We start from the raw sequence: 24,898 nt of genomic DNA, 5'->3' as shown, positions 1-24,898 counted from the left end.
ACTGTTCTCTTACTCACATCATAAAATGTTTATAAATGGATGAATATAGTGCAAAAGTATTATTTTCATCAAAAACAGATAGTTATTTAGTAGTATTTTTTAGAAAAACCCCCTTAAAAAGGTTTTAACTTCCGAAAGGCGGGTAAAAACAATAATTTCTTTATCCTTGTATTGTTTAAGTCTTTCAAGTAGAACAGGCGCTTTCTTGCGGTTGTAACCCGCAACCCAGGAGATGAACTGCCAATCCAGTTTTTCCAAGCAATCTTTCCCCATATCCGGCCTTGTTTTTCCTTGGTACTGAATCCTTCTTTTCACTATCCCGTATAAGCAGCGGATTGTTGAAAAATGAAGGAATATGACTGTATCGGCTTTTTTCAGCCTGGCATCCACCGTACTGCCATAGTTTCCATCGATAATCCAAGATTCGCCTTCCATGATTTCAGTTTGAAGGCGGATAAATTCGCCATTTTCCATGGGAATCCAGCCAGGTTTCCAAAACATAGCGTCCAGGTGGTATACCTTAATGCCAAGCCTTTGGCCAAGCTCCCGAGCAAGCGTGCTTTTCCCGGCTCCTCCGCTTCCGACAATGACAATCCGTCTCAAGACGTCTCCTCCCGACGCATTTTTTGGCGCGTGAAATACGTGAAACTCCGCCACATCCATTCGACAGGGCCGTATTTAAATTTTTTCAGCCAGACGGTGCTGGCAAAGAGCTGAAAGAGAAACACAGCGAAAACGAGGAGGGTTCCCAGTGCCACCGTCACATTGCCATATAGGCCTGCCCCATATCCGTAAAAAATGAACGTTGACAAAAAAGATTGGAACAAATAATTTGTCATCGACATCCTGCCCACAATAGCAAGCGGGCCTGCTGCTACCCCGAATTTTTCAACTGCCAGAGCAACGATGCCCGCATACCCTATTGCCAGAAGGGGTCCTCCGAAAATATCCTGAAAAAACTCAGCGCTATATCCTTCCCAGCCATAATACGGCAATGTTTTTATTGCCAACGCGGGCACGAGGAACCCAAAAGCGGCTGCCTTTAATTTTCTAACATGCAATTTTGGTTCCGCCAGCCACTTTAACTTTGCCACAGCCGCGCCAAGCAAGAAGAGCGGCAATATGGAGAACAACTTTATCGGGAATGTTTCCGAATTATTTCCAAACTTCCATTCGTACATCCTCATCTCGGTAATTTCCTGAAACGAACCATTCCCGTAAACCGTAAGCGCATGCTGTGAATCGGTATAATTGAACCTTGAAAATTCACCAACCGGCCCTAACATATCTGCAGCTAGTAATAGCAGTCCCAACAAAAGATTCGGAATGATGTACATCACAATTGCTGTTGCAAAGAGCGCCCTCCCGCTAAGCCGCAGGAAAAACAGGGCAATGAACCCAATACAGGCATATGTAATCAAAATATCGCCCGGCCAGATAAGGAAAGCATGGATCATTCCCACTGCAAGCAAAAACACAAGCCTCCTTGCAGCAACCACTTTAAAATTCGAGCCACGTCCAATCGTCCGCTCTCTCATCATCATAAGCCCATACCCAAAAAGCATTGAAAACAAAGGGTAGAAGCTCGCCTGTGCAAATACATCAATTAAAATATATACTTTCCTGTCCAGGCCTTTATCCCACCAGGTCAACGGGTCAATGAATAAGTATGGTGAATGGAATGAAAGCATATTGACCAGGTAGATTCCAAGAATCGCAAATCCTCTCATTGTATCCAATGAAGTTATCCTTTTTCCCTCAAGAGTCGGTTCCAACTTGTGATCCAAACGGTATAGCCCCCTCCATTATCTTTTTAATGTGAATCACAGGATCAAATATATTGGGCACATCTCGTTATTATATAGTGGATTTTGCCAATTTACACTCATTTTCGTTTCGATTTTTCATTCACACCACTCACATTCCCGGGCGGTGTACATACGATGGTAGAAGAATAATTTCAAAGGGTGTAGCACATGCCAGCAATCGTAGGTGTTGTCCAGGTCATAGCCTTGGGAACAAGCGCCGTTTTGAACATAGGGGATGTTTACAACCTTTCGCCAATTTCTAGCGCGAAAACCTTCTCCGGAGCTGGGTCCTTTAATACCGGGGATGCAATCAGCAACCTGAATAGCGTTAGCTCCACGAATGTGTATGACACAGATGGAATCGACCAGCCTATCGCATTCAATATCTAGTGAGGTGGCTGACAATGAATTTTTACATCCAGCAAACGATTCAGATCAATTTCATTAAAATTGGCGGGATTTCAAACTCCTCTGTTTTTCAAATCGGGAGTGCCGGGATTATTAAACCTGCTTCCTATCTTGCCAATACAGGAGGTTTCACAGGCCCTGCCCCCGCCGCGCAAAAACCCTTTTCCATTCCAGCACCCACTCCAGCCGAAGAAGGGAAACTTCCATTGCTTGGAACTCCTGCTGTCCCGCTATGATGATGGAGCTGTTCTCGGGTTGAGGAAAGAGGTGTTTTTTCTATGGATTTCTATCAAGCCATCCAATGGCTGCAAGGGCAGCTGCAGTTATCAGAACAAAGAATAACCGCCCTCGAAAATTCCCTGAGGTGCGCAGAGGATGAAATTAAGAAGCTAAAGGAGAAACCGGCAATCCAGGTCGGCACCATTCAATATAAGTTTGACCAGCTTAAGGTTGAAACATTGGAAGGAACGCTGAGCATCGGCCTTAATCCACAGGATGTACAAGGAATAGAAGATTTAGCCATTCCGAACGGCCTTCAGGGGCAGCCTTTGCCTCCAATGGAAATGATGCAGAGGGGAATGAAAATCGAAGAGGAAATCACCCGCTATCTCGAAGGCGATTTGCCGGCTTATGTCTCCTCGGTTGAAGAAAAACTAGGACTTCAGCATGCGGGCTCCTACCTTTCTTTCATACAAAACGACATTAAAAAACAGCTTCCCGGCCGGATAGAGGCTCATTTAAGGAAAGCAGGAGGCACCGAGTTTGATGAAGCTTTCATTGGTAAAACTGCGGAAGCATTGAAAAATGAAATTGAGAATGGCGTGGTTGCCTTTTTGAATAATTTACCCGCTAATTTGAAAGGGGGAGGACAACAATGATTTTCCAAACCTACAACAGGGACCTATCCGTCGGAAGCATTAAGATCCTCGGGGTTTCCAGCTCCTCTCTGCTGCTAGTTGGAGATGCGCAAACCATCCAGCTTGCGTCGGCCTTTGATACCCCAGCCGAATCGCTGATCATCGGTCCTTTTGTGCCATTGAGCCGGGAAACGTAGCCGATGCTTCAGAGAGTTTCGAAAGTTGATAATGTCTTTGTAAAATCAGTTTTGTTTTCTTCAACTATCTTGATTGGGGATTCGGTGAGAATCTTTGGATATTCCCGGGCGATTGCCGTCCAAAGGGAAGCCGAGATCTTTTTTAGCGATGAAGGGGACTTCACCCAATACAAAGTATTTTTAGAACCAATCCCCCTTCCCGAGATTAATGAACCAATTTTTATAGACTCCTTCCAGCTGAATCCTGTCATCCGTGTAGGTACAATCGATGTTACAGGACTTTCAGCAGCTTCCATTATCCAGGTTGGCAGTACTCCTACTATCAGCATGGAAGCAAGGATTCAACATATCAGGCAGCTCCTCGAACGACGAAATGAGAGCCCATAAGCTGCTTTTTTTAAAACAGCGAACGAAAGGCGTGTTATAAATGCCGGCACTAGTCGGACCGGTAAGTATTCACAACGTTACAGGAGGAACTGTTAATTTTGGCGATGTCCTAAATATTTCTCCTAAAAGCACGTCCAAATCCTTTGAAGGAGCCGGGAGCTCAAATACGGGTATATTCATCGCTACGGGCAGTGCGGTTAGTGGAACGAACGTTCTTGACACGAAGCTGATTGATCAGCCAATGACCGGGAACACATAAAAATGACATGAACCAGATACGGTTCATGTCATTTTTTGTGGCAACTCCTAATTCATTTCTAAAGGATGGCTTCATTTTTCTAAACCAGTTGTTTAGATTTCCTTCTCAATTTTAAGGATATGCGCACCATCAAAAAAGAACAAATAGCGTTCATCGACCTGCCTTTTCCATATTTTCTCCAGCGCCTTTGTATACAGATCGATTTGAAGGCGGTAACGGTCTGCAAGTATTGGAGCGGCCCCTGCAAAACCGCTATGGAATCGGCCGGCAATCCTGTCTGACTTGAAATCAATCATAACGAGACCTTCATTATCTTCAAAAAGGCAGTCGATAATCCCCTGGATAAAAATCGGCTCGTCTTCATCCTTCCAGTCCGGGTACACTTCCCTGGACGAAATTGAAGCCGTAAACGGCACTTCACGGTCCACTTTTTTAGCCGAAAGAAGCCTTTGGCCAAGTTCTGATTGGAAGAACTTGACGATCAGTGCCGGCTCGATTACTTCTCGTTGTTCTTCAGTTAAAAGCTCCGCATCCACCATATGGCGGGCAAGCAGTGCAATGGATTCCTCGGTTATTGGCTGGCCCAGATCGACATGCTGCATGACGCTATGGAGGGCAGTTCCCCGTTCCGCAGCGCTCAACGATTTTTCCTGCATGAACCTTGGCCTGTCAAGAATTGTTTTCCGTGACTTGCGGATGAGGTCTGTTCCGCTTTCCTCATCTGCCAGTTCACGGTTCCGTTTCATATCGGACACAGTTTGCTTTGCCAGGTGGATGGCGGCGTCCTGGAATCGGTATTCCCACTCCATCCTTCCGAGCACATCTGTATCGCGGCTTGACGATTCCGGTACCGCTCGTAGATCACGGACGAGTTCCAATAAACCATCCTCGCTTGCCTCTTCCTCAGAATCCTCGCTCCTGATTTCTTCCGCATCAATTATTGTTACGGCCCAGTTCGATTCATCATGGGATATGGTATCCGGGACTCTTCCACCGATGCCAGCCCTGCGGAGAGCGGCACAATCCACATGGCGGACGAGAGCGGGGCCAATCCAGTCAAAATAGCCTTTTGCCGCGGCACGGTCGGCATCCTCGAGAAGCCAATTCGGATAAACAGCTAAATCTTCCCATTGGGCCAGTTTCTTATCCGCATCCTTTACGGTTGCCAGCATGTAGAGCTTTTCCTTCGCCCTGGTCATTGCCACATACAGTACACGCATCTCCTCTGCAAGCATTTCCATCCGCTTCTTCCGCTTGAATGCTAGCTGGGGCAGCGATGGATAGGCAATCCGCTTTTCTGGGTTAATATATTTTGTCGCAAAGCCGAATTCCTTATCGAGCATATACGAGCTTCTTATGTCCATCATATTGAAGCTCCTGCCAAGCCCGGCCATGAACACTACCGGAAACTCCAGCCCTTTGCTCGAGTGGATTGTCATGATCCGGACGACATCCTCCTGTTCACCGAGCGCCCTTGCAGCGCCAAGGTCATCGCCCCGGTCCATCATCCTTTCAATGAAACGAAGGAACCTGAACAATCCTCTGAAGGAAGTTTCCTCGTACTGCCGGCCCCTGTCGTAAAGCGCGCGGAGGTTTGCCTGGCGTTGTTTTCCCCCGGGAAGGCCTCCAGCAAAATCGTAAAATCCCGTGTCGCGGTAAAGCTGCCAGATGAGTTCGGAAAGGGATCCCTGCCGTGCAAGCGACCCCCATTCATCCAACTGTTCACTTAAACGGCAGATTTTCTCATGGAGGACTTCACGATCCGGCGTTGGCTTGCTAGCACAAAAGGCAATCACGCTGTCCCAAAAGGCACCCTTTTTATCCTGAACTTTTATAAATGCGAGTTCTTCCTCATTCAGCCCGACAATCGGCGACCTGAGTACCGCGGCAAGCGGGATATCCTGATACGGATTGTCAATTACCTTTAGGAGGGACATCATAATGGCGACTTCGGTTGCCTGAAAGTAACCAGTTGACAGGTCGGCATAGATGGGCAGCCCCTGCTGCTTGAATTCCTCCATGATTTGCGGCGCCCACGTCATCGAGCGGAGCAGTATGACAATGTCGCGGTACCGAATTGGTCTGGTTGTTTTTGTTTTTGCCTCGTAAATTGGCTCTCCTGAAGCAATCATTTCCTTAATCCGGGCAGCCATCACCTTCGCTTCGAGCTGGGACTGCTCCAATTCTTCCGCTTCAAGCACATCTCCTTCCTGCTCGCTCTCTTCATCATCCCTGTCGCCATTCGCGCCCTGGTCAATGATGAGAAGCTCAACAGGGAAAGGTTCTTTTGGATAGTCCGCCCCAAGCTTTAACTCGGCATCTTCACTGTATTCGATTTCCCCTACTTTTACGCCCATGATTTGCCTGAACAAATAGTTCGTCGCATCCAGCACTTCTTTCCTGCTCCGGAAGTTTTTTGCTAAATCGATCCTTAGCCCCTCTGACAATCCATCCTTTGAAAAACGGTTGTATTTTCCAAGGAACAGGTTCGGCTCAGCAAGCCTGAAGCGGTAAATGGATTGTTTAACGTCCCCAACCATGAACAGGTTGCCGTTTTCTCCATGGCCTCCCGAAACCAGCTTCAGAATCGTTTCCTGGACCATATTTGTATCCTGGTATTCATCGACAAGCACCTCTCGGAAACGGTCCCGGTAAGACATGGCTGCCGTGGAAGGCACCAGTTCTCCACCTTCATCTTCACCCTGAGCCAGGATCTCCAGGCAATAGTGCTCAAGATCGGAAAAGTCGACCATTCCCCTTTCCCTTTTCGCAGCTTCAAACCTGGAGGAAAATTTTCGAACGAGGCCTGTAAGTGTCTTAATGACCGGTTTCATTTCCTCCATGTCACGAAGGAAGCTTTCAGGCTTCCTCGCAAACAGTTCATCCCTAAGGCCGTTAATAAGCTTTTTCTCTTTGTCCCGAAGCTTCCCGGCCTTTTTCTTTAACTCTTCATCAGCGGTACCTTTTTTAATCGGCCTTGCCTTTGCGAAACCCACAGTTTGCATCGCGGTATACAGTGCATCCCACGAATCGCATACCGCTAGCAGCGAATCAATCAATCGAATGTCTTCTGTCAACGCGTCCGCATAAGGTTCCGGGCCATCGGGAAGCATGGCCACAGCCATAGCCTTTTCAGCAAATTGCCTTGCGCTTTTCAGCTGCAGTTCAACATCGAAAAGCAGCGCCCCGATAAACGGCAGCTGCTCAACTTTTGTAATGTGTTCTGTATCATACATGGAAACGATGCTGTCCAGGTAATGGTCCGGATTGGGATTGGAACGGGCAAAATCGAATATCGCCCCGACAATTTCCTGCAGGGCAACATCTGTCCTGTCCGAAGTAAACGTATCGACCAGGCGGAAAAACTCTTCATTCCCCTTTGTCCCATACTCCTCTTCAAACAAGTCGTCAAGAACCTCATCCCTTAGCAGCAGCGCTTCAGTTGCATCCGCAATCCGGAAGCCCGGATCCACGTCAATCAGGTAATAATACTTCCTGACAACATCAAGGCAGAAGGAGTGGAGGGTGGAAATCGCCGCCTTGTTCAACAGGCTGAATTGCTTCCGCAAATGCCTTGAGTCGGGGCTTTCATTAATCGCTTTCTCAAGAGCCTCCCCAATTCGATGGCGCATTTCAGCAGCGGACGCATTCGTGAATGTCACGACAAGGAGCTGATCAACATCGACAGGGTCTTCAACTGATAAAATTTTCCGGATGATCCGTTCAACTAGAACGGCTGTCTTACCGGAACCCGCCGCTGCCGCAACAAGAATATCGGCATCCTTCGCCATGATCGCCTTCCATTGGTCACTGGTCCATTTCAGCCCGACCGGCATAGGCGGTATCGACACTTTACTCATGTTCCCTTACCTCCTTCCTGATCCGCTCAAGCGCTTCTTGGTCATTTTGCGGCACGAGCCTGCGGTATTTGCTGCCATCAATGGATTCATCAAATTGGCAGACCGGCTTAAAGGAACAGAACGTACAAGGTTTTTTGTCTTTCAGCCTGTATGGATCGATTCCCACTTCTCCACCGATAATGGCGTTACCCGTATCACTGTATACCTTCCGAACAAATTTCCGCAGGTCTTCAATGTCCTCGGCGGTCGCTGTTTTTGAAGCCTTTGTCAATGTCCCGTCCTTTTTAAACCCCGCGGAAATGATTTGCGAATCCCCGCTTTCAAGGCTTTTATCCATCAGGCGGATGACTTCCTCGTCTTCAAGGACAAGGCCGCTCATCTTGAACTTCTTCAGGATCTCCTGTTCGATTTCCTCCTCGGACAGACGGCGTGTGGTGTTGACCATCGGATTATGGACATGGAAATAGAACACACCTGCAGGCGCTGCCTCCTTTTCTACCAGGAGAGCCGAGTTTGAAATGGCGATATCAAGATAGGTGAGCACCTGCAAAGCGATTCCATAATAAACTTCCGCAAGGTTCAATCCTCTGCTGCTTGATTTATAATCAATAACCCGTAAATACAGTTCTCCGTTTTTCCCTAATCCGCTATCGATTCGGTCAATCCGCCCGGCAAGCTCCATCCTGCTTCCGTTCTTCAGGTTGAATGAGAGCGGCGGCAGCTTTCCGCCTCGGCCGAAACCAACTTCAAGGCCAATCGGTTCAAACTCGCTCAGTTTGGAATGCTCGCTCAGGACAATCGATGCCCTTGTTATAATTTGTTCCAGCTTCCGTTTAATATAATGATGCCTTTCAGAGCTTAACAGGATTTCATTCTGAAGCCTTGGCGCTATAGCCTCTACCGCGCTTCTCGCCAGCTTTTCACATTGCTCCCTTGAAAGGCCCGCCCAGGAAATATTCTGCTCGTTGACTGTATCGGCGATATACTTCAGGGCCGCGTGAAAAAGCTCTCCTATGTCAGGAGCATCAAGCTTAAATATTTGGCGGTCGCGAAGCTTCAACCCATGCTGGATATAGTGCGAGAACGGGCAGCTGTTGAACAGTTCCATTCTCGACACACTGCCCTGGATGTCCTCTCCATAAAGTTCCACGGCTAGATCGGAAGGAAGATTGACAGTCGTGTTCGTGTAGAAGAGGCTTGAGAGGACCATTTTGGCCTTGCCCCGAAGTTCCTGGCTTGCAGCAAAATAATTATATACGTCCCACCAAAAGGTGTAGATTGGATAATTCCTTTGCTTCTGCTGAAGCTGTGAGGTCAAAAAAGCAAGCGCCGTCCCTTTATTGCTGACGAAGGATAACTGTTCCTCTTCATTCAAATCGGCAGGATCCGCAGCAGCCATCCATTCCTCGCAATCCGGAAACAAGTCTTTCATTCTTTTAATATAGGACGACGGAATTAGTGACTTTCCTTCCGCATTGGCTAGCGGATAACTAATGTATAATTTATCCGAAGGGGTGACGAATGCCTTGTAGGCTATAAAATTCTCGTCAAGCAGGCGCTCCGTGCTTCCCGGTGCAATCTTTATCCCCGCTGCAGAGAGCAATTCTCTTTCCGCATCCCCCAGTATGCCTTCATCGCCGATTTTTGCAGGCAGTACTCCTTCATTCATGCCAATGACAAAGGCAACTTTAATTTCGGCAAGCCGGGATCTATCGAGGTTCGCCACCATCACCTGGTCAATTGCCGGAGGGACAAGCGAAAATTCAAGCGACTCGAGGCCCGCATCAAGAATGGAGGCGAATTGGCGAGGGGTGACCGTCTCATCACCGAGCATTTCGACATACTGATCAAGCAGGTCAATTACGGCGTTCCACACCTGGCCATGCTCCCGTCCCTTTACAAGATTGCCTTCCTCCTCCGCTTCCGCCTTCCAGCCCTCAAGCTTCGATGGGATATCCAGCTCCTCCAGAAGAAGATAGACGGCCTCGCACATTTTCCGCCCGGTCCCCGCTTTTTTCAGCCTTCTTGACATCCTCAGCAGCGGAGTGGAAATGATCAGGCGAAGTTCGTTCAGTTCCTGCTCGGTCCGGATTTCCTCATTCGTCTGGACAGTTGATGCGAAGTCAAGCCCTCGCACCCTCCGATATCTCCAGCGGTCCTTGCCGGTCCATTTTTTCCCCTGGATTCCATGCGACAGGACATAATTTTCCAGCTTGTCCATTTGCCTGCGCAGCCTCGCCCTATTCCCTCCCGGCGGGAATAGGAGCTCCGTTTTAACAGCCCTGAATACCGGCTCATAGCCCCAGTGCCCAATGACCGCCTCAAGTGAGGAACGGATGAGCTCGACTAGGGGATGGTTGAGCATGGTTCTTTTTTGGTCTATGAAATAAGGAATCTCATAATCATAAAAAACAGGTTCAATCGTTTCATGGTAATCACGCCCATTGCGCAAAAGGAGCGCTATATCTCGGTAGCGGAAGCCTTCTTCCCTCGCAAGCCTCCTGATTTCCCGCGCAATCCCTTCAACCTCGGCCCGGCGGTTAACGGCCTGGATAACCGTTATCGCGGTTTCACCTTCGAATGGCTTAGCCGGCCTGGAATCAAAATGCGCCTCTAAATGCCTGAGCGATTCATTGGCCCAGCGATTCTGCCAGCCAAGCACTAGAGGTTCTTCCATTTCAATTCTTTCATCGCGCGCCAAATCAAACAGATTTTTGCACGTTTCACCTGACATCCTGAACAAGTCCAGCTCATCAGGTGACTTTTCCGGACAAGGCCTGTCAAGCGTAATGGTGATCGTCACTCTTTTACACACTTTCAACAGCTCACCGATAACCCGGTATTCCTGAGGTGTAAAACTGTAGAAGCCATCAATATAAATTTCGGCATCCTTCAAGTACGATGAACTTCCGGTTTTTTCGGCAAGCAGCCGGAAGTAATCCTCGGAATCAATGTATTTGCCCGAAGCTGTCTCCTCAAAGTGTTTATAAATAATTTCCAAATCATGCATCTTATCGGCAAGCGATTTATCCACCTTGCCCCCGCTACCGATTTGAGCGCGGCTTTCAGCAAGCTTTTCCGTGTCGACGCAGTAGCGCTTGAACTCTATAAGCATTTCCTCGACCTGCTGGATGAAGCCGTTTTTATCAGCGGCACGCCTGAACAAGCGGAGCTGGTCCTTCTGTTCTTCAATGATTTTCCTGATCAGCATATTCAATCCGACATTGCTTAAATGATACCGGCTTGAACCACCGGTCTCTTGGAGGACCCGCCAGGCAAGCCGGGAAAAGCTGTAGACCTGGGCCCGGATCATGCCACCGATCGTTTCGTCAGTAGCGAGCCTGTATTCGGACAGGAACGTCATCTGTTCCGGTACGAGGTAAATAATCGGCGAGCCTTCAGGGCTTTCAGCCAGCCGGCTCTTTATTTCTTCAAGGCAAGTAAGCGTCTTGCCGGTTCCCGCTCTCCCAATCAGCATTCTTAGAGACATTCACGTACCCTCCGTCCTTTTTCAGCATACGATTATTTTACCATAATAGGGGTACAAATGTTTGCCTGGAAGCTGGGAGATGGAGGAAATTGATGACAACGGAACAAAATGCGCAAGCGCCTTCGCGACAGGCAAAGAACGCCTGTCCCTGCGATGATTATTCCAAGGAGCTTTCCTTAGTGGTCAGCCCCGACCAGCATAAGACGGGGCCCGTAGGACGGGCCTGCCCTCCGGAGGGAACCGGCTTATGACCTCGAGGGGCTAGGCGCTCCTCGAAAAAGCTAACGCTTTTTCTTCGTGCGAGGATTATGCTTTCGAAGCTTATTCTGGTGGAGCTGGATTAAAATAACCTTTTTCGAGTTATTCACAATGTTGATTTTATAATTTCCTGGTAAACAAAAAACCCCGCATAGCAGGGTTTTTTCACAAGGAAATAGCGACATCCTTAATTGGCCAATAGAGGAGATTCACCTTGCCAACGACATTCCTGGCAGGGATAAAGCCAAAGTGGCGGCTATCCCAGCTCTCAAGCCGATTATCACCCATAACGAACAGTTTCCCGTCAGGCACTTTAACTTTTCCGGTCAATTCCTTTAACGTAAAATCGCCGGTGAATAGCTGTCCGGGAACCTCCTCCCTGTATCCGTCCAAAAAAGGTTCATCGAACTCCTTCCCATTTACGAATAATCGATCGCCGAGGTACTCAATCTCATCACCAGGCAGCCCAATTATCCTTTTGACATAATCCTCACGCTGATTTGCATGAAAGACGATTACATCGAACCTGTGCAGCTCCCCAATGTGGTAGCCAATCTTATTCACAACAAGCTTATTCCCTTCCTTCAGGGTCGGCATCATCGATTCCCCTTCCACCACATAGTTGGCGAAGAAGAAGGACCTGATTAACGCAAAAATGATGATTCCAACAAAGAGGGCCTTTATCCACTCAAATGCTTCTTTTTTCCAATTTGCCAAACAAACCGCCCCCGCAAAACTTCATTCGCGCTTTTCTGTTGCAATAGCCAATCTTCGCTCAATTTGTTTACCGGCAAGCCAAAGAATGAAAATGATCACGGCGACTGCCAGCGTCCTGAGCGGCTGCGTAAAGAGCGAACGGATATCGTAGCCGATAAAGCTGATGGTGAAGATCATTACCATCTTGCCCGCCAAGACCGCCAGCATATACTGCTTGATGCTGATTTTTGACAGGCCGGCGACAATGTTTACGACTGCGGAAGGAGTAAACGGGAAGCACAACATAAGGAACAGCGGCCCAAATCCATGGCGCTCAACCCAATTCATAAGCTTTCTGACCGCGGAATGCTTTTGCAAAAAGGCCAGAAAACGCCGTTGGCCAAAGCGCCGGAATATCATAAAGACAAGCAGCGCCCCTGTACAGGCTCCTGCCCATGAGTAGAGGAATCCGAGCCAAAGCCCGAATGCGCTTGCGTTTGCCATGACGAATAAAAACAACGGCAAGAACGGCAGGAAGGCCTCTAGCATGGGCAGCAAAATCCCCGGTATGGGACCTAAAGACCTGTACTCCCGGATAAGGTCCATTATATTATCCAGCGTAAACCATGATTTCAACAGTTCGACATCCATTTGAAACTCCTTATAGCCAGCTTCTTTTTTTATATCCTGTTTGGCTCTTTTCTAATCTTTTGGGGGCAAAAAATAATCATTCTGTAATAAACTGGTGCAAAGCTTCCCTATTCTTATTAATATCAATTGCGAGGACGGAGCCTTCCCCGCTAATACGGGCATCGGAATAGCCGTTTTTCACCGGGATGCGAAATGTCTTAATATCGCCCTTACCTTTTCCCATAAAGTCCTTGCCCATAAACAAAATATCGCCCGTATCCATATTTGTATTGACAAACGGAACTACAATCCCGATTAGCTTCGGAAGCTTCGGAAGCATATCCAAGCTGGACAAATCGTTGGCAACCTTGTTGACAACTTTCTGTTGGCGCTCTACCCTTCCAAAATCCCCAACCGCGTCATGCCGGAACCGTGCATAGCCAAGTAAATGTTTGCCATCAAGGTGCTGGAGGCCCGGCTCGAGCTTCACGCCAATGTATTGGCTCATCTTTTTTTCAACATCGATTTCAACACCTTCAGGGAAAGCTTCGTCGATTAATTGGACAAAACCCTGAAAATCGATAATTGCATAATACTGTATGTCCAGATCAAAGTTCTCTTTTATGGTTTTCCTCACAAGTTCAGGGCCGCCAAACGCAAAAGCGCTGTTGATTTTGTGTTTTCCGCGGCCAGGAATGTCCACATAGCTATCCCGCATGATGGAGGTGAGCTTGTAAGTGCCTTTCCCCTGGTTGTAATGGGCAATCATAATTGTATCGGCCCTCGAATTTCTCCCGCCATCCTTATCAATGCCAAGCAAGAGAATATTGGTGCCTCCGTACTGGTCCTTTTGGCCAGTGAAGGTGTATTCAATTTTTTTCTTCTCTCCAATGACTTTCTCCGACTGTTTGACCCCTTGCTTATATTGAAAATATGAATAAGCCCCGATACTTAAAACCAAGATGGCAATTACGCCAAGAATCGGTTTCCATATCCTCTTTTTCCTTCTGCGCCTCTGTTCATACCTCATGTATATCCCGTCCATTCCTTGAAATCGAATAATCCCCAGCCGTTGTCGAAAAAAGCGGAAACGCGGCATGGTTTGCTGAATTTATCTTACCAATTTTTTTGCCGTTTTCCTAATTTCATGAAAAAATGTCGATTTAAAGGAATGGCGCAATGGCCTCCTGTTTGAATCTGAGGTATTCAATGAATAATGGTTTTGTTTTCTGAAACCGGGGCATCCTCACACATAATACATGCTGAGTAATCTTTTTGCTGTCCAACCGGGCCTGCTCATCAAACTTTCCAAAAATACTGAAAAGCCGCCCCGATGTAAAAGGCGGCTTTTCTCTTAAACTTGTATTCTTGTGTTGCTGTTTTACTTTAAATACTCATCGAACCAGTCGACGATATAGTTTAGGCGGGCAATCCGTAAGTTCGGCCTGCCGCTCCTTGAAAGCTCGTGGTTTTCTTCAGGAAAGCGGATGAATTTCGTTTCCTTTTTCCGGCGCTTCAGAGCAATGTAGAGCTGTTCCGCCTGCTCAATCGGGCAGCGGTAATCCTTCTCGCTGTGGAGAATCAGGAGTGGCGTTTCAATGTTTTCCGCATAAGCAAGTGGGGAATGCTTCCAGAGCCTCTCAATGTCCTCAAGGCCTGAGCCGATTTGCCACTCGGTGAAATAATAGCCGATATCGCTGACTCCGTAAAAACTGACCCAATTAGAAATCGAGCGCTGCGTAACGGCCGCCTTGAAACGGTTCGTATGGCCGACAATCCAGTTTGTCATAAATCCGCCGTAGCTTCCGCCCGTGACGCCGAGGCGGTTTTCGTCGATAAAATCAAAGTTCTCAAGCGCATAATCGACGGCCCTCATCAGGTCTCTGTAATCGCCGCCGCCATAATCAGAACGGACCGCATCGACAAATTCCTGTCCGTAGCCATGGCTTCCGCGCGGGTTGATATAAAGGACTGCATAACCCCTTGACGCCAGGATTTGGAACTCATTCATGTAGGTATTTCCATACATAGTGTGCGGGCCGCCATGGATTTCAAGGATGAGCGGATATTTTTTCCCTTCCTCGAATCCGGCAGGCCTCATAATCCAGCCGTGGAGCTCGACTCCATCTTCCGCCTCAAAGCTGATTGCTTCCGGCACGGAGAGTGTTTTGTTTTTCAAAAATTCTTCGTTGAGTGAAGTAAGCCTTGTCAGCTCGCCGCTTGTAATTGAGAGCAGGTACAAATCGCCCGGCTCGTCTGGCCTGCTGATGGCAACCGCGGCCTTCTGGTTTTTGCCGTCAAGGGACATTCCGTATACATACTGGTTGTCGAGAAGAGCCGGATACAATTCACCATCCACGTTCCCGAAATAAACAACCGTGTTCCCAAGATCGCTGACGATAAAATAAAAGCTCTTGCTGTCATCGGCCCAAAGGATTCCCGGAGCCACTGCGCCTTGGAGGAAATCGCCTCCAAGTACGGATCCAAGTGTGGCATCCAGATCACCGGTAACGCATGTAAAAGCTTCGGACTCGACATCGAAAAGCCAAATCCGCGCTAATGTCGCATTCTTATACTCCATGTTGTGTCCTGACAGGGCAATTGTCCTGCCATCAGGAGACCAGGAAGCATTTGAAAAGGAAAGCTCCCCTGAGTCGATTTTCCTAAGCTCGCGGGATTCAAGCTGAAGGAAATAAAGGTCAAGCCTGAAGGAATGATCCTTGTCTTCGCTATAATCGGCACCCACAGCAAGTCTCTGGCCATCCGGCGCCCAGCAGAAAAGGTAGTGGTCATTCGGCCCGTCGGTCAATTGGCCGACATCACCTGTTTCGACATCCACAATTGCAATTTGCCTGTATTTTCCCTTCCAGAAGCCTTCCCCATCCGATTTGTACTTCATTTTGGTAACTTCCAGAGGCTCAAGTTTATCCTTGTCTTTTTCTTTTTTCTCTTCCTCTTTATCGGTAACCTTCTTCCCGTTCTCAACGGATACCTGGAAGGCGATTTTCTTGCCGTCCGGCGACCACACCGGAGTCCCGGCCCCGTTCGGAAGTTCAGTCAGCTGTTTTGCTTCCCCGCCATTTACGCTAATGAGATAAATTTGGTTCTTTCCTCCGCGATTGGATACGAACGCAAGCTTCGTTCCATCCGGCGACCAGCGCGGCGAATGGTTTTTATGTTTCCCATATGTCCATTGGACCGGCGCTTTTTCCCCGTCCGCATCCACTGTGAAAATATTTGAAAAATAATCTCCCTTTTCCTCGCATATGCCGGTTTCTGTATAAGCGCAGACCGCCCCATTAGGTGACAGCCGCGGATCTGCTGCCGACTTCAGTTCATATAGATGCTCTGCTCTGATTCCAGTTTCACTCATCTTTTTCCCACCTTCTTTATGTAGTCATAAAGTATTTCGATAACAGAAATACTTTTTCCTTCTTTATTTTTTAAATATAGCAAATATTCTCCCCTTACCCCAATATAATGATGGCATAATTGGCATACTGATACCATACATAGTATGAAAATGCCTGATTCAGTTTGAGAAAAAGGATTTAGAGCCTCCGAAAAATAGAGCTTGCCTTCCTATTGCGATTTGCAGCGGAATTATGTATGATAATTACGAACAAGCGTTCTGTTTTTTTACTGAAGGGAGCCTGTGACATGACAAGAATACCTGAAAAGGACCGGGACATAATGGAGCAGGCCATCTATCTTCCGATGGTGCTGACCGTCCTGAACCGGGACCTTTCCGTTATTCAAGCGAGCCCGTTCAAGCTGAGGAAACCCTACCTGGAATTGGTCGAGGAGACGATGAAGGCCGTCCAGAAGGAGCTTACGGAGGTAAAAGCGTATATGAAAACCAATCAGCTGAAAGTGATGGAGACGAAACGGGATGATGCATTCACAATGTTTCTGTTCCTGTACAAAGGCTACGAGGAATACCATAACTATTTTAATCCGCGCATCCGGAACAAGGTCCAGGAACTGATGGAATACTATTTAGTCGGCAGGCATCTATCCCGTCCTAGCGAATCTGTAAACTAGCCTCTTTGCCTGTAATCGATAAACTGCCCATATTCGCGATGCTGCTCCGATGCTTCCATCATTTTTGACTTTTGAAGGGAATAAAAAGACCTTCTCTCCATATGTTCAATCCGCTGCATTAATTTGGTCCTCAGCAATGCCGTACGAAGCAACTGGTTTTCAAAAGAACTATAGGAAATCGGAAATGGGTAGGAATGTTTGTTTTGGAAAGTAACGAGTGTGTCTTCTGTGGATGTCCGGCTGTGCTGCAGAACGTGTTCATGGGAAATCCAGATGCACTCAGGCCGGTTTGGCGAGGTGGTGGGGAAAATATAGATGAAGTTCGTGGGGTCAATGACAATGGGAACTTTATGGGTGATGCCGATCAGCTGCCTCGTTCCTTCCTTTCGTCCTTCAAAAGAACTTCCGAAATATTCGCAGCTTTTCTTAATAATATCGAGGGGCTTGAATGGAGAAAGGAACTCATCATCGATTTCTACAATCTGTGAATAAATCTTTGTTCCATACACGAATGGCTTAATGAACATGGTGCACGGATTAATCTCGTATTCTTCAATTTGTCTTTGCTTCATTCTCTCAACTCCTAGTTTGGTAATGTACGGAAATATCATACCATTATTCTTCCATAATTTCTCATCGTTATGAAAATGTTGCGAATTTATTCATAATATCAGTATTAAATCGGAAAAAATTTATCAGAAAATTATAAAAACTCAGTTGATTTTGGCCCCTGATAGCCATATAATTAAAAAAAGCAGCAGGGGGGATTTTTGATGAAGGAGAAATCCTATACAGAGCTGATGAAAATCGGCGCTATGAAAAGGGAAAAGGCAAAGGAATCGTCGCTACAGGAATTATACATTGAGATGCTGCTGAATGAAATCCAGTTGAACATTGAAAAAGAAAAGCTAATGCGCAATATCGACAAAGCTCTTGAACAAGGTGACAAACCGGCATTCATGAGCCTGACCCGTTCCCTAGCCAAACTGAAAAAGAGATTTGGGGCTTAACCCAAAAATCCGTCCCACTCCCGGGACGGATTTTTTTGATGCAAAACAGGATGTTACATGCTATTAATGGGGGCAATAATCTCCTTTTCTTCATTCCTTGCCGAATTGACGAGTGTCGAAACCTCATAGTATTCCATCTCCCCCGAAGGATAAGGCTTTAGAAGAGGGGTTAGTGCCAGTGGGTCATCAATGGCGGGATCAAGCCATATTTCCTGTTGTTTGGGAGTTAGGATTGCAGGCATCCTGTCGTGGATTGCAGACGTTTTTTCATTTGCGGCGGTTGTGATAATCGTACAGGAAAAAACGGGCTTCCCTCCTTTATCCCAGCGGTCAAACAGGCCGGCGAAAGCAAGCGGGCTATTGTCCTTGTTAATGAAACGGTAGGGTTGCTTAAACTTGCCTTCCCTCTTCCATTCGAAATAGCCATCTGCGGGTATCAGGCAGCGCTTTGATTTTAACGGCTGCCTGAAACTGGTTTTTTCATGCACCGTTTCAGCGCGGGCATTGATCATTTTATAGCCAATCTTTTCATTATCGGCCCAAAACGGAATCAGTCCCCAACGGAAACCAACTCCCCTCCTCTTTCCCCCATGGCTGACGATCGCAAGGATATCAGTTCCTGGAGCGATATTGTAGCGTGGCTCAAGCTCCCCTTCAAATTCGAATTGATACTGCCGCATCAAGGCATATACATCCGTAATAAGCGAAAATCTTCCACACATGGCGATCAGCCTCCGTTCATATTGCCAAAATTTTAGCATGAACAGACGGCAAAAGGAACAATTCAAAGAAAAGCGCAAGCGCCCGTTCAGCGTCGTATGGACTGGAGGGCCCCGATGGAGATAAAGGAAACACGATGAGCGAAGGCGAATCGATGTTGACTTATCGTAGCGAGGGGACCGAAGTACACTAGGCGCTGGGCGTTGGAGCTAGACAAATTTTATACATTCATATCTTTTTAAAAATCAGCTGTACAGCCCTGCCAATAAAATGCCGAGTGCTTCCTCATAAATTTGGTTGAATTGGGCAATCGGCAGCGGGTTGGTCCCCCTCCCCAATTCAACTGTAAAACCAGGCCGGCGCCAATCCTGGATAAACCAATCCTTGTATCCCGCATAGCTTTCGATTGTCTTTACCGGTTCATAGCCGCTCACCCTGCCAAATTCCCTAGCGAGTGCAGCCGATTCAGGTGGTTCAAGATTTTCAAATCCCCAATAGATAACCTGGCCCTGTGTATGAAAGGCAATAACTCTGGAAAAGTCCCGCCTTCTAGTAAGATTTGCCATGGCAATGGCTTCAGGCTCGGACAGCGGCTTTTCCCCTCCGTAATCCCGGGGGCCTGGCACTTTGGGGTTTCGGGCCCGTTCAAGCTCCCATCTGGCAGGGAACTGGTCGTTTAGGTCGACGCCCCGGATATTTGCCTTCCAGCCTGAAAAATTGGTGCTTCCCCTGTTCCAGGCAATTACCCTGCTCCTCCATGGGTCGTTTGCAGGCAAACCGTTTATGACCAAATGGACTCCGTCCGGATTAACCATGGGGACAATGGATAGCGTGGACTGTTGGTATAACGGCAAAGCCGCCCTTCCCCTAATGCCTGTTTGGTTGGTTAAGGCTAAAAGATAATCATTCAAGAACGTCATCAGGACTGGAGTGGTAATCCATTCATTCGCATGAAAGGACCCATTATAGTGAACCCTTTTTCTTCCCTTGCCGACAAGGGCTTCAGGTATATTTCTCCCCACTACGGTATTCCCGATTGACGCGACTTGGAGAAAAGGATACACATTTTGCAGCCTGCCTAAATCATTCAACATTAGCCGGTGATCATAATTCTGCCTCCCTTGGACGAGCCTCCAAGTTATTCGAGTAGGAAGGCGAATCATCTGCCCAATTTGAATCCGATTTGGGTTGATTCCGGGATTGGCCAAAAGGAGCGCATCAAGCTGGAGATTCCGGCTTCGAGCGATCCCCCATAATGTATCTCCCGCTCTTATTTGATAGCCGGTTGCGACAAATCCAGGGATTTGAACCCTTTGGCCAATCGACAACGCCGAAGGATTCGTATTCCGATTTGAGTCCGTTATGAGCTGGAGGGGAATTTTATATAACTGGCTGTAATACCAGAAAGAATCCCCTCTCCTTATAGAAACCTCCATCCCCACCCCACCGCCCTATGAAAAATATACTCACGAAACTATATGAAATAGGATAGGTATTTATCCCACGGGTTATGGCGGAAACGATATAAGTTGGGGCAGAACAAAATGCGCTTGCGCCTTGGGCAATCCCGACAAGGAAAGGTAAGGTCTTGCAGGACACTGAATGGCAACCTTGAATTCGCCCACGTACAAAGAAATGCGAGCACAAACGAAGGCTTCAGCGAACTTACATCGCATGAAGGTATGCGGCAGCACAAGGGAGACTTCTGGGAATAATCCTTGCACGAAATTATGCGTTAGCATAATTGAGGATTTCCTAGGACGGGCCTACACTCGGGAGGGGACCGGCTTAGACCATAGAGGGGCTAGGCATGGAAGCTGGATACAACAACCTGTTTCAAGGTATCGACAAGGTTCAATTTTATAATTTCTGGTGTAATCGGGAAATAGATTGTCCTGATGCTAAAAAAATAACGGGTGATGTAAACTCTTACTAAAGTAACGGATGCGTTAGGCTTAACAAGCCAAATCAAAAATCGGTTCCTCAACGATTAAGGAACCGATTTTTCTATGTTATTTGAGCGTAACGTTGTAAATCAGCATTTCCTGATGCTGCCCCTTTAAGGTTAAATTGGCAGGAGTTATCTCACCCAAAAATAGCCTTTTTAGACTCTTTTACTTCTTCGTTTCCCAGTCAAGATTTAACTTTTTGATTACTTTTTCAAGTTTGTTTTCAGCGTCGGTTATTACAAAATAACTATCAGCGATATTAATCAATCCATCACCAAAAATAATAGAATCCACTTCCACTTTATTATCAGTGTAGACAGTCAACGTATAGTCAATCCCAGGAGTCGCATCGATTTCTTTTAATTTCATAGAAGAAGGTTCTTCAAGTAACTTTAAAATCGTATCTTTGTTAGTTATAGTTACTGTTTTTTGCGTAAGACCACCCTTTTTATCTTTAATGTACCAGACGATTTCTATTTTATTGATTGAATTTTTTTCGAATTCAGATGAAATTGCTTCCCCGAAAGTTGTTTCTTTTTCTTTTTCTTTTGCTTGATTCCAAAAGAAGAACAATCCTGCAATTATAATCAAACCTATAACTCCAAAATAAACAAATCGATTCACACTCCCGCCTCCTTTTTTAATCATCATATCAAAAAATCAAAAAGCCGAGATACCCCAGTATACTCGGCCTATAATTAAATGACTATCCAGCTATCACTTGACGTTTGTACCCATTATTCGATTTTTTCACGGGATTTCTTCGTCCGCTTTTACGATTCCTAATCATTTAACTGGATTCCTAATTCACTTTCACAGGACCTAATCCGCGCGGTGCTTCACTTCATACTCCTCCAGCATGGAAATCCGTTCGAGCATCGTAGGATGGCCATAACGAAACATTTTTACGAGGAAAGGCGGGTTCACCTGGCTTAATCCAGCCCTTGTGAGTTCTTGAAAGCTTCCGATCGCAGCCTTCGGGTTTTTCGTCATATTGATTGCGTACGTATCGGCCCTTCCTTCCTGGTATCGGGAGACCGCATTGGAGAACGGGCTAGAAAGGAACATCAGCATTGATAGGAGGAGCAGAATAAGCGGGAGGCTCCGGTAATCCGCCGCGGATGGTATCTTTACTTCCGTTCCCCACTTGGCAAGTACCCGCTGCATTAGCACATGGACCAAATAAAGACCAAGGAGCGAAAGCAGCAAATATCCCGCGATCCCTTTATACAAATGCTTTTCAACATAATGGCCCATTTCGTGAGCCATGATAAAAAGAATTTGGTCATCAGTGAGCTTGTTTAGGGTTGTATCCCAGAGAACAATCCGTGAATTGGAGCCAATCCCGGTTACATAGGCATTCATGGCGTTTGTTTTTTCCGCCATGTTGACTTCATACACATGCTCAGCCGGAATATGGGCTTTAGCAGCTATATCCAAGATTTTTGCTTCAAGCTCTTTATTTTTGAGTGGATAAAAATCGTTGTACAAAGGATCAATGATGACAGGCTGCAGGAACATCATGAAGAGCGTAAACGGAATCGACAGCAACCAAGCGAAGACCCACCAGCGCCTCGGGCTTTTTTTCAAAAGAAAATACAAGACAGGCACGATTATCAGCAGGGTGCCATAATTGATCCAAAAATCAATTAGTTCATCCTTCATCCAGGAAGGGAAGGTTTGCGTGGAAATGTTGTATGTCTTTGACAAGGTATAACTTATATAGCCAAATGGGAGAGCTGCCAAATAGCCAACAAACGTCAGCCAGAACAAGTAAATCGGCAGTTTCAGGATTTTCCGCTTTGACGTTTCTTCGGCCCATCGTTTAAAGCAATTATTCAGCCCAGTCAGCAAAATAATGATATAAAATAGCCACTCCCATGGCGAGGAAAGAAAAAACAGCAAATTCCTTGTCTGCGAATATTCCTCGGTGAGCACGAGCTCCCTCACATTCATGAACGTGACAGGATCCGCGCCCGTCCCCTGGTATTCAAACGGTAGGGATGAACTTGAAAAATGGAATAAATACCAATAAAAGAATAGCCCGTAAAGCGCAAAAGCCAGGATTGCGAAGACCCCCATCTTCCTTGCCATAAATTGTCCTCCTTTTTGTACAGCGTCTCTCTTATTAGTTTAGTAAAAAAATGTTGTGTTTAGAACAGTTTGTCCTTGTTTTAAAGCATTTCCGACAACTTCCTTTTTTCAAAGTGCCTTTAAAACAAACTTTCCAAAAGAAAAACCGGCCCGCATGGAACCGGCATTTCTTATAGCATTCCCGAAAAAACGGTTAAAACGGCGATCGAGCCGAGGACAACGATGATTACATTCGCTCCAAGGAATGCGGCAATAAAAGCGGCCGCCGCGCCAATCAGCCCGTACCTTATGTCTTCATGTATAAAGAGTATTCCGGGAAAGATTAGGGCTCCAAGTGTGGCGTAAGGGACATTTTTCAGGATTCCCTGCAAAAAAGTAGGCAGTTCCTTTCCCTTGAACAGTACGAACGGCAACATCCTCGGGAGATAGGTGACAATCCCCATCCCGATAATCATCCAGACTATTTCACTCTTCATAGCCGGACACCTTCTTCCCTCTCAAATAAACAACCGCTTCGGCAATGACGGCCGCAAAAAGAGTAGCCACAACAATGGCCCATCCAGGCTCAAGGACTTTTCCGAGTGTAAAGATTGTATTGAAGGCGGCTGCCATTGCTGCGAGGTAAACGGCCTTCGCGCTTTTTTTCATGGAGGGGACGAGCAGCCCGATGAACATCGCATAGAGTGCGACAGCCATGCTTTCCTGTAAGGTCTTTGGAAGGTTTGCGCCAATCAGGTGGCCGATTCCAGAAAAAATGACCCAGCTTGCATAGGAAATGAGCACGAGGCCAAACATGAATCCTTTCCTTACTTCGCCTTCCTTTGTAGCCGCAACCGAAAAGGTTTCATCCGTCAAGCCGAAGGAGTAAATGGCTTTTGCCGCCACATCTCCCTCTGGAGCTTTTTCATTTAGCGAAGTCGCCATCAGGAAGTGCCTGATGTTGACGATGAAGGTTGTAAGGACAATTTCCAAGATGCCTGTCCCGAGGCTCAGCAGGCTCAGTGAAATATACTGGGAAGCCCCGGCGAACACTACGAGGCTCATCAAAAAGGTTTCCCCAATTGTTAACCCGGCCGTTTTTGCCAAAAGCCCGAAAGTCAGGGCTATCGGAAAGTAGCCGATTGCAATGCTGATGCCGGCCTGGGTGCCAGCTTTGAAGTCTGAAGAAAGAGAGATTCTCCCCGTCATTGTTTCCGCCATTTCCAATCTCCCCCGTTTCTTTTTATGTATGGAAGTTCATTTTAAAAATACATTTTATCAAATTTTCTGTAATTGGGTAACCAAAACTAATAAAATCCATGTCATTTTGAGAATATTGCGCTGGGACGATTTTCGCCATATGATGGAACTAAGCTAATTATGCTGGGAGCTGGAAACTGTGAATACTCTGTTGGCAAGGATTGAACGGGAACTGGATAATTTATCAGAGGCGGAAGGGATGATTGGGAAATACATTATTGGACATCCCGAATTTATCCCGAACATGACCACGAAAGATTTATCACAAAAAACCGGTGTCAGTGAATCAAGTGTAGTCCGATTTTGCAAATCCATCGGAATTGGCAGCTTTAAATCGTTCAAGCTGGAATTGGCAAAACAAAACGCCCTTTCGGGAACCAGCCTGACCGACTTCTCAATTTTGCAGCAAAAGGACTCTCCCTATGACCTGTTCCACAGGATTACATATACAAATAAAGCGGCGATTGAATCTTCACTTGCTTCTCTCGATCGAAAAGAACTTGAAAAGGCAGTCGAAGCAGTTTCCAATGCCTCAAAACTTATTTTTTTCGGGGTTGGCGGGTCTGCCACGGTGGCATTCGATGCCCATTATAAATTTTCAAAGCTTGGGTACCATTCCGTCATGGCGCATGATTTCCATTACCTTCTGTCCCTCATCCCCTATCTCTCCCCCATTGATATCTTCGTTGCGATTTCAATGTCGGGAAAGACAAAGGATGTCCTGGAACTCGCGGAATTCGCTAAGAAAAAAGGGGCGATTGTCATTGCCCTGACAAACCTAGATAAGTCCCCACTTTATAAAATGGCTGACATTAGGCTTTGTACGCCCACGGTCGAACAGGATTTCCGTATAGGGACCATTTCCTCAAGGATGACGCAATTGAATATAATTGACGCTCTTTACCTAAGCGTGTTCAACCTTGTTGGCGAAAAGGTCGTCGAGCAGTACCATGAAGCCAGGAAGGAAGTAATGAATCTAAGGCGATGAATTT

24 protein-coding genes are annotated in these 24,898 nt (G+C 46.8%); 9 read left to right on the top strand and 15 right to left on the bottom strand.

Annotated elements, in window-relative coordinates; all coding sequences use genetic code 11:
• Positions 1-99 precede the first annotated feature (99 nt).
• Both AR337_RS15770 and AR337_RS15765 read right to left on the bottom strand, forming a co-directional pair.
• Complete coding sequence (locus AR337_RS15770) at positions 100-603, bottom strand: DNA topology modulation protein (protein ID WP_059172973.1); 504 nt, start codon at positions 601-603, stop codon at positions 100-102.
• A complete protein-coding gene (locus tag AR337_RS15765) occupies positions 600-1,787 on the bottom strand; it encodes a DUF418 domain-containing protein (RefSeq protein ID WP_253701803.1) in 1,188 nt (395 codons plus the stop codon). Before AR337_RS15765 ends, AR337_RS15770 begins: the two co-directional genes overlap by 4 nt.
• A 189-nt stretch (positions 1,788-1,976) precedes the next feature.
• Here AR337_RS15765 and AR337_RS15760 point away from each other — a divergent pair, with 189 nt between their 5' ends.
• The 6 genes from AR337_RS15760 to AR337_RS15735 are packed head-to-tail and all read left to right on the top strand — an operon-like array spanning position 1,977 to position 3,916.
• Entirely contained in the window at positions 1,977-2,198 is a 222-nt protein-coding gene (locus tag AR337_RS15760; RefSeq protein ID WP_059172972.1) for a spore germination protein, read from the top strand.
• Between the two features lie 14 nt (positions 2,199-2,212).
• Positions 2,213-2,452, top strand: coding sequence for a spore germination protein GerPB (locus AR337_RS15755; protein ID WP_059172971.1), 240 nt, complete (start codon positions 2,213-2,215; stop codon positions 2,450-2,452).
• A 42-nt stretch (positions 2,453-2,494) separates the two neighbouring features.
• Positions 2,495-3,094, top strand: coding sequence for a spore germination protein GerPC (gerPC, locus tag AR337_RS15750; RefSeq protein ID WP_059172970.1), 600 nt, complete (start codon positions 2,495-2,497; stop codon positions 3,092-3,094).
• Positions 3,091-3,270 (top strand): hypothetical protein, encoded by a 180-nt coding sequence (locus AR337_RS15745; protein WP_059172969.1) that lies wholly within the window; start codon positions 3,091-3,093, stop codon positions 3,268-3,270. The genes gerPC and AR337_RS15745 overlap by 4 nt, the downstream gene beginning before the upstream one ends.
• Positions 3,271-3,273: 3 nt before the next feature.
• The gene (locus AR337_RS15740) at positions 3,274-3,657 is read left to right on the top strand and encodes a spore germination protein GerPE (RefSeq protein WP_059172968.1); all 384 of its coding nucleotides are present in this window, start codon (positions 3,274-3,276) and stop codon (positions 3,655-3,657) included.
• 40 nt (positions 3,658-3,697) lie between these two features.
• Positions 3,698-3,916, top strand: coding sequence for a spore germination protein (locus tag AR337_RS15735; protein ID WP_059172967.1), 219 nt, complete (start codon positions 3,698-3,700; stop codon positions 3,914-3,916).
• Positions 3,917-4,008: 92 nt separating this feature from the next.
• Here AR337_RS15735 and addA read toward each other — a convergent pair whose 3' ends face one another.
• The 6 genes from addA to AR337_RS15705 form a co-directional block, all read right to left on the bottom strand.
• Complete coding sequence (gene addA, locus AR337_RS15730; RefSeq protein ID WP_059172966.1) at positions 4,009-7,776, bottom strand: helicase-exonuclease AddAB subunit AddA; 3,768 nt, start codon at positions 7,774-7,776, stop codon at positions 4,009-4,011.
• Positions 7,769-11,266 (bottom strand): helicase-exonuclease AddAB subunit AddB, encoded by a 3,498-nt coding sequence (gene addB / locus AR337_RS15725; RefSeq protein ID WP_059172965.1) that lies wholly within the window; start codon positions 11,264-11,266, stop codon positions 7,769-7,771. Before addB ends, addA begins: the two co-directional genes overlap by 8 nt.
• A gap of 423 nt (positions 11,267-11,689) precedes the next feature.
• A complete protein-coding gene (gene lepB, locus AR337_RS15720) occupies positions 11,690-12,241 on the bottom strand; it encodes a signal peptidase I (protein ID WP_059172964.1) in 552 nt (183 codons plus the stop codon).
• Between the two features lie 21 nt (positions 12,242-12,262).
• Positions 12,263-12,871, bottom strand: coding sequence for a TVP38/TMEM64 family protein (locus AR337_RS15715; RefSeq protein ID WP_059172963.1), 609 nt, complete (start codon positions 12,869-12,871; stop codon positions 12,263-12,265).
• A 76-nt stretch (positions 12,872-12,947) separates the two neighbouring features.
• Positions 12,948-13,880, bottom strand: a complete 933-nt coding sequence (locus tag AR337_RS15710; protein WP_156424423.1) for an LCP family protein — start codon at positions 13,878-13,880, stop codon at positions 12,948-12,950.
• A 351-nt stretch (positions 13,881-14,231) separates the two neighbouring features.
• A complete protein-coding gene (locus AR337_RS15705; RefSeq protein ID WP_059172961.1) occupies positions 14,232-16,223 on the bottom strand; it encodes a S9 family peptidase in 1,992 nt (663 codons plus the stop codon).
• Positions 16,224-16,510: 287 nt separating this feature from the next.
• Between AR337_RS15705 and AR337_RS15700 the strand changes: the two genes are divergently transcribed.
• A complete protein-coding gene (locus AR337_RS15700; protein WP_059172960.1) occupies positions 16,511-16,894 on the top strand; it encodes a hypothetical protein in 384 nt (127 codons plus the stop codon).
• Here AR337_RS15700 and AR337_RS15695 read toward each other — a convergent pair.
• Entirely contained in the window at positions 16,891-17,466 is a 576-nt protein-coding gene (locus AR337_RS15695) for a competence protein ComK (protein ID WP_156424422.1), read from the bottom strand. The genes AR337_RS15700 and AR337_RS15695 overlap by 4 nt on opposite strands.
• 201 nt (positions 17,467-17,667) lie before the next feature.
• Here AR337_RS15695 and AR337_RS15690 point away from each other — a divergent pair, with 201 nt between their 5' ends.
• Positions 17,668-17,904, top strand: a complete 237-nt coding sequence (locus AR337_RS15690; protein WP_059172958.1) for an IDEAL domain-containing protein — start codon at positions 17,668-17,670, stop codon at positions 17,902-17,904.
• Between the two features lie 53 nt (positions 17,905-17,957).
• On the opposite strand, the gene AR337_RS15685 is transcribed toward AR337_RS15690, so the two are convergent.
• The 6 genes from AR337_RS15685 to AR337_RS15660 all read right to left on the bottom strand — a co-directional run bounded on the left by AR337_RS15685 (position 17,958) and on the right by AR337_RS15660 (position 23,867).
• Positions 17,958-18,626 carry an SOS response-associated peptidase gene (locus tag AR337_RS15685; protein ID WP_059172957.1) on the bottom strand — a complete coding sequence of 223 codons (669 nt, stop codon included), beginning with the start codon at positions 18,624-18,626 and terminating at the stop codon, positions 17,958-17,960.
• 243 nt (positions 18,627-18,869) lie between these two features.
• Complete coding sequence (locus AR337_RS15680) at positions 18,870-20,060, bottom strand: M14 family metallopeptidase (RefSeq protein ID WP_059172956.1); 1,191 nt, start codon at positions 20,058-20,060, stop codon at positions 18,870-18,872.
• 678 nt (positions 20,061-20,738) lie between these two features.
• Positions 20,739-21,197 (bottom strand): hypothetical protein, encoded by a 459-nt coding sequence (locus AR337_RS15675; protein ID WP_059172955.1) that lies wholly within the window; start codon positions 21,195-21,197, stop codon positions 20,739-20,741.
• Positions 21,198-21,395: 198 nt separating this feature from the next.
• Positions 21,396-22,667: a M48 family metallopeptidase gene (locus AR337_RS15670; protein WP_059172954.1), complete on the bottom strand. Its 1,272-nt coding sequence runs from the start codon at positions 22,665-22,667 to the stop codon at positions 21,396-21,398.
• A gap of 170 nt (positions 22,668-22,837) precedes the next feature.
• Entirely contained in the window at positions 22,838-23,143 is a 306-nt protein-coding gene (locus AR337_RS15665) for an AzlD domain-containing protein (RefSeq protein ID WP_059172953.1), read from the bottom strand.
• A complete protein-coding gene (locus AR337_RS15660; protein ID WP_059172952.1) occupies positions 23,133-23,867 on the bottom strand; it encodes an AzlC family ABC transporter permease in 735 nt (244 codons plus the stop codon). The genes AR337_RS15665 and AR337_RS15660 overlap by 11 nt, the downstream gene beginning before the upstream one ends.
• A 178-nt stretch (positions 23,868-24,045) precedes the next feature.
• Here AR337_RS15660 and AR337_RS15655 point away from each other — a divergent pair, with 178 nt between their 5' ends.
• Positions 24,046-24,894: a MurR/RpiR family transcriptional regulator gene (locus tag AR337_RS15655; protein WP_059172951.1), complete on the top strand. Its 849-nt coding sequence runs from the start codon at positions 24,046-24,048 to the stop codon at positions 24,892-24,894.
• Positions 24,895-24,898: the final 4 nt, after the last annotated feature.

Origin of the sequence: Bacillus sp. FJAT-27445 (assembly GCF_001510665.1) — a bacterium.
In the GTDB taxonomy this organism is placed as follows: Bacteria; Bacillota; Bacilli; order Bacillales; family Cytobacillaceae; genus Bacillus_D.
This window is presented reverse-complemented; position numbering and strand designations above follow the sequence as displayed.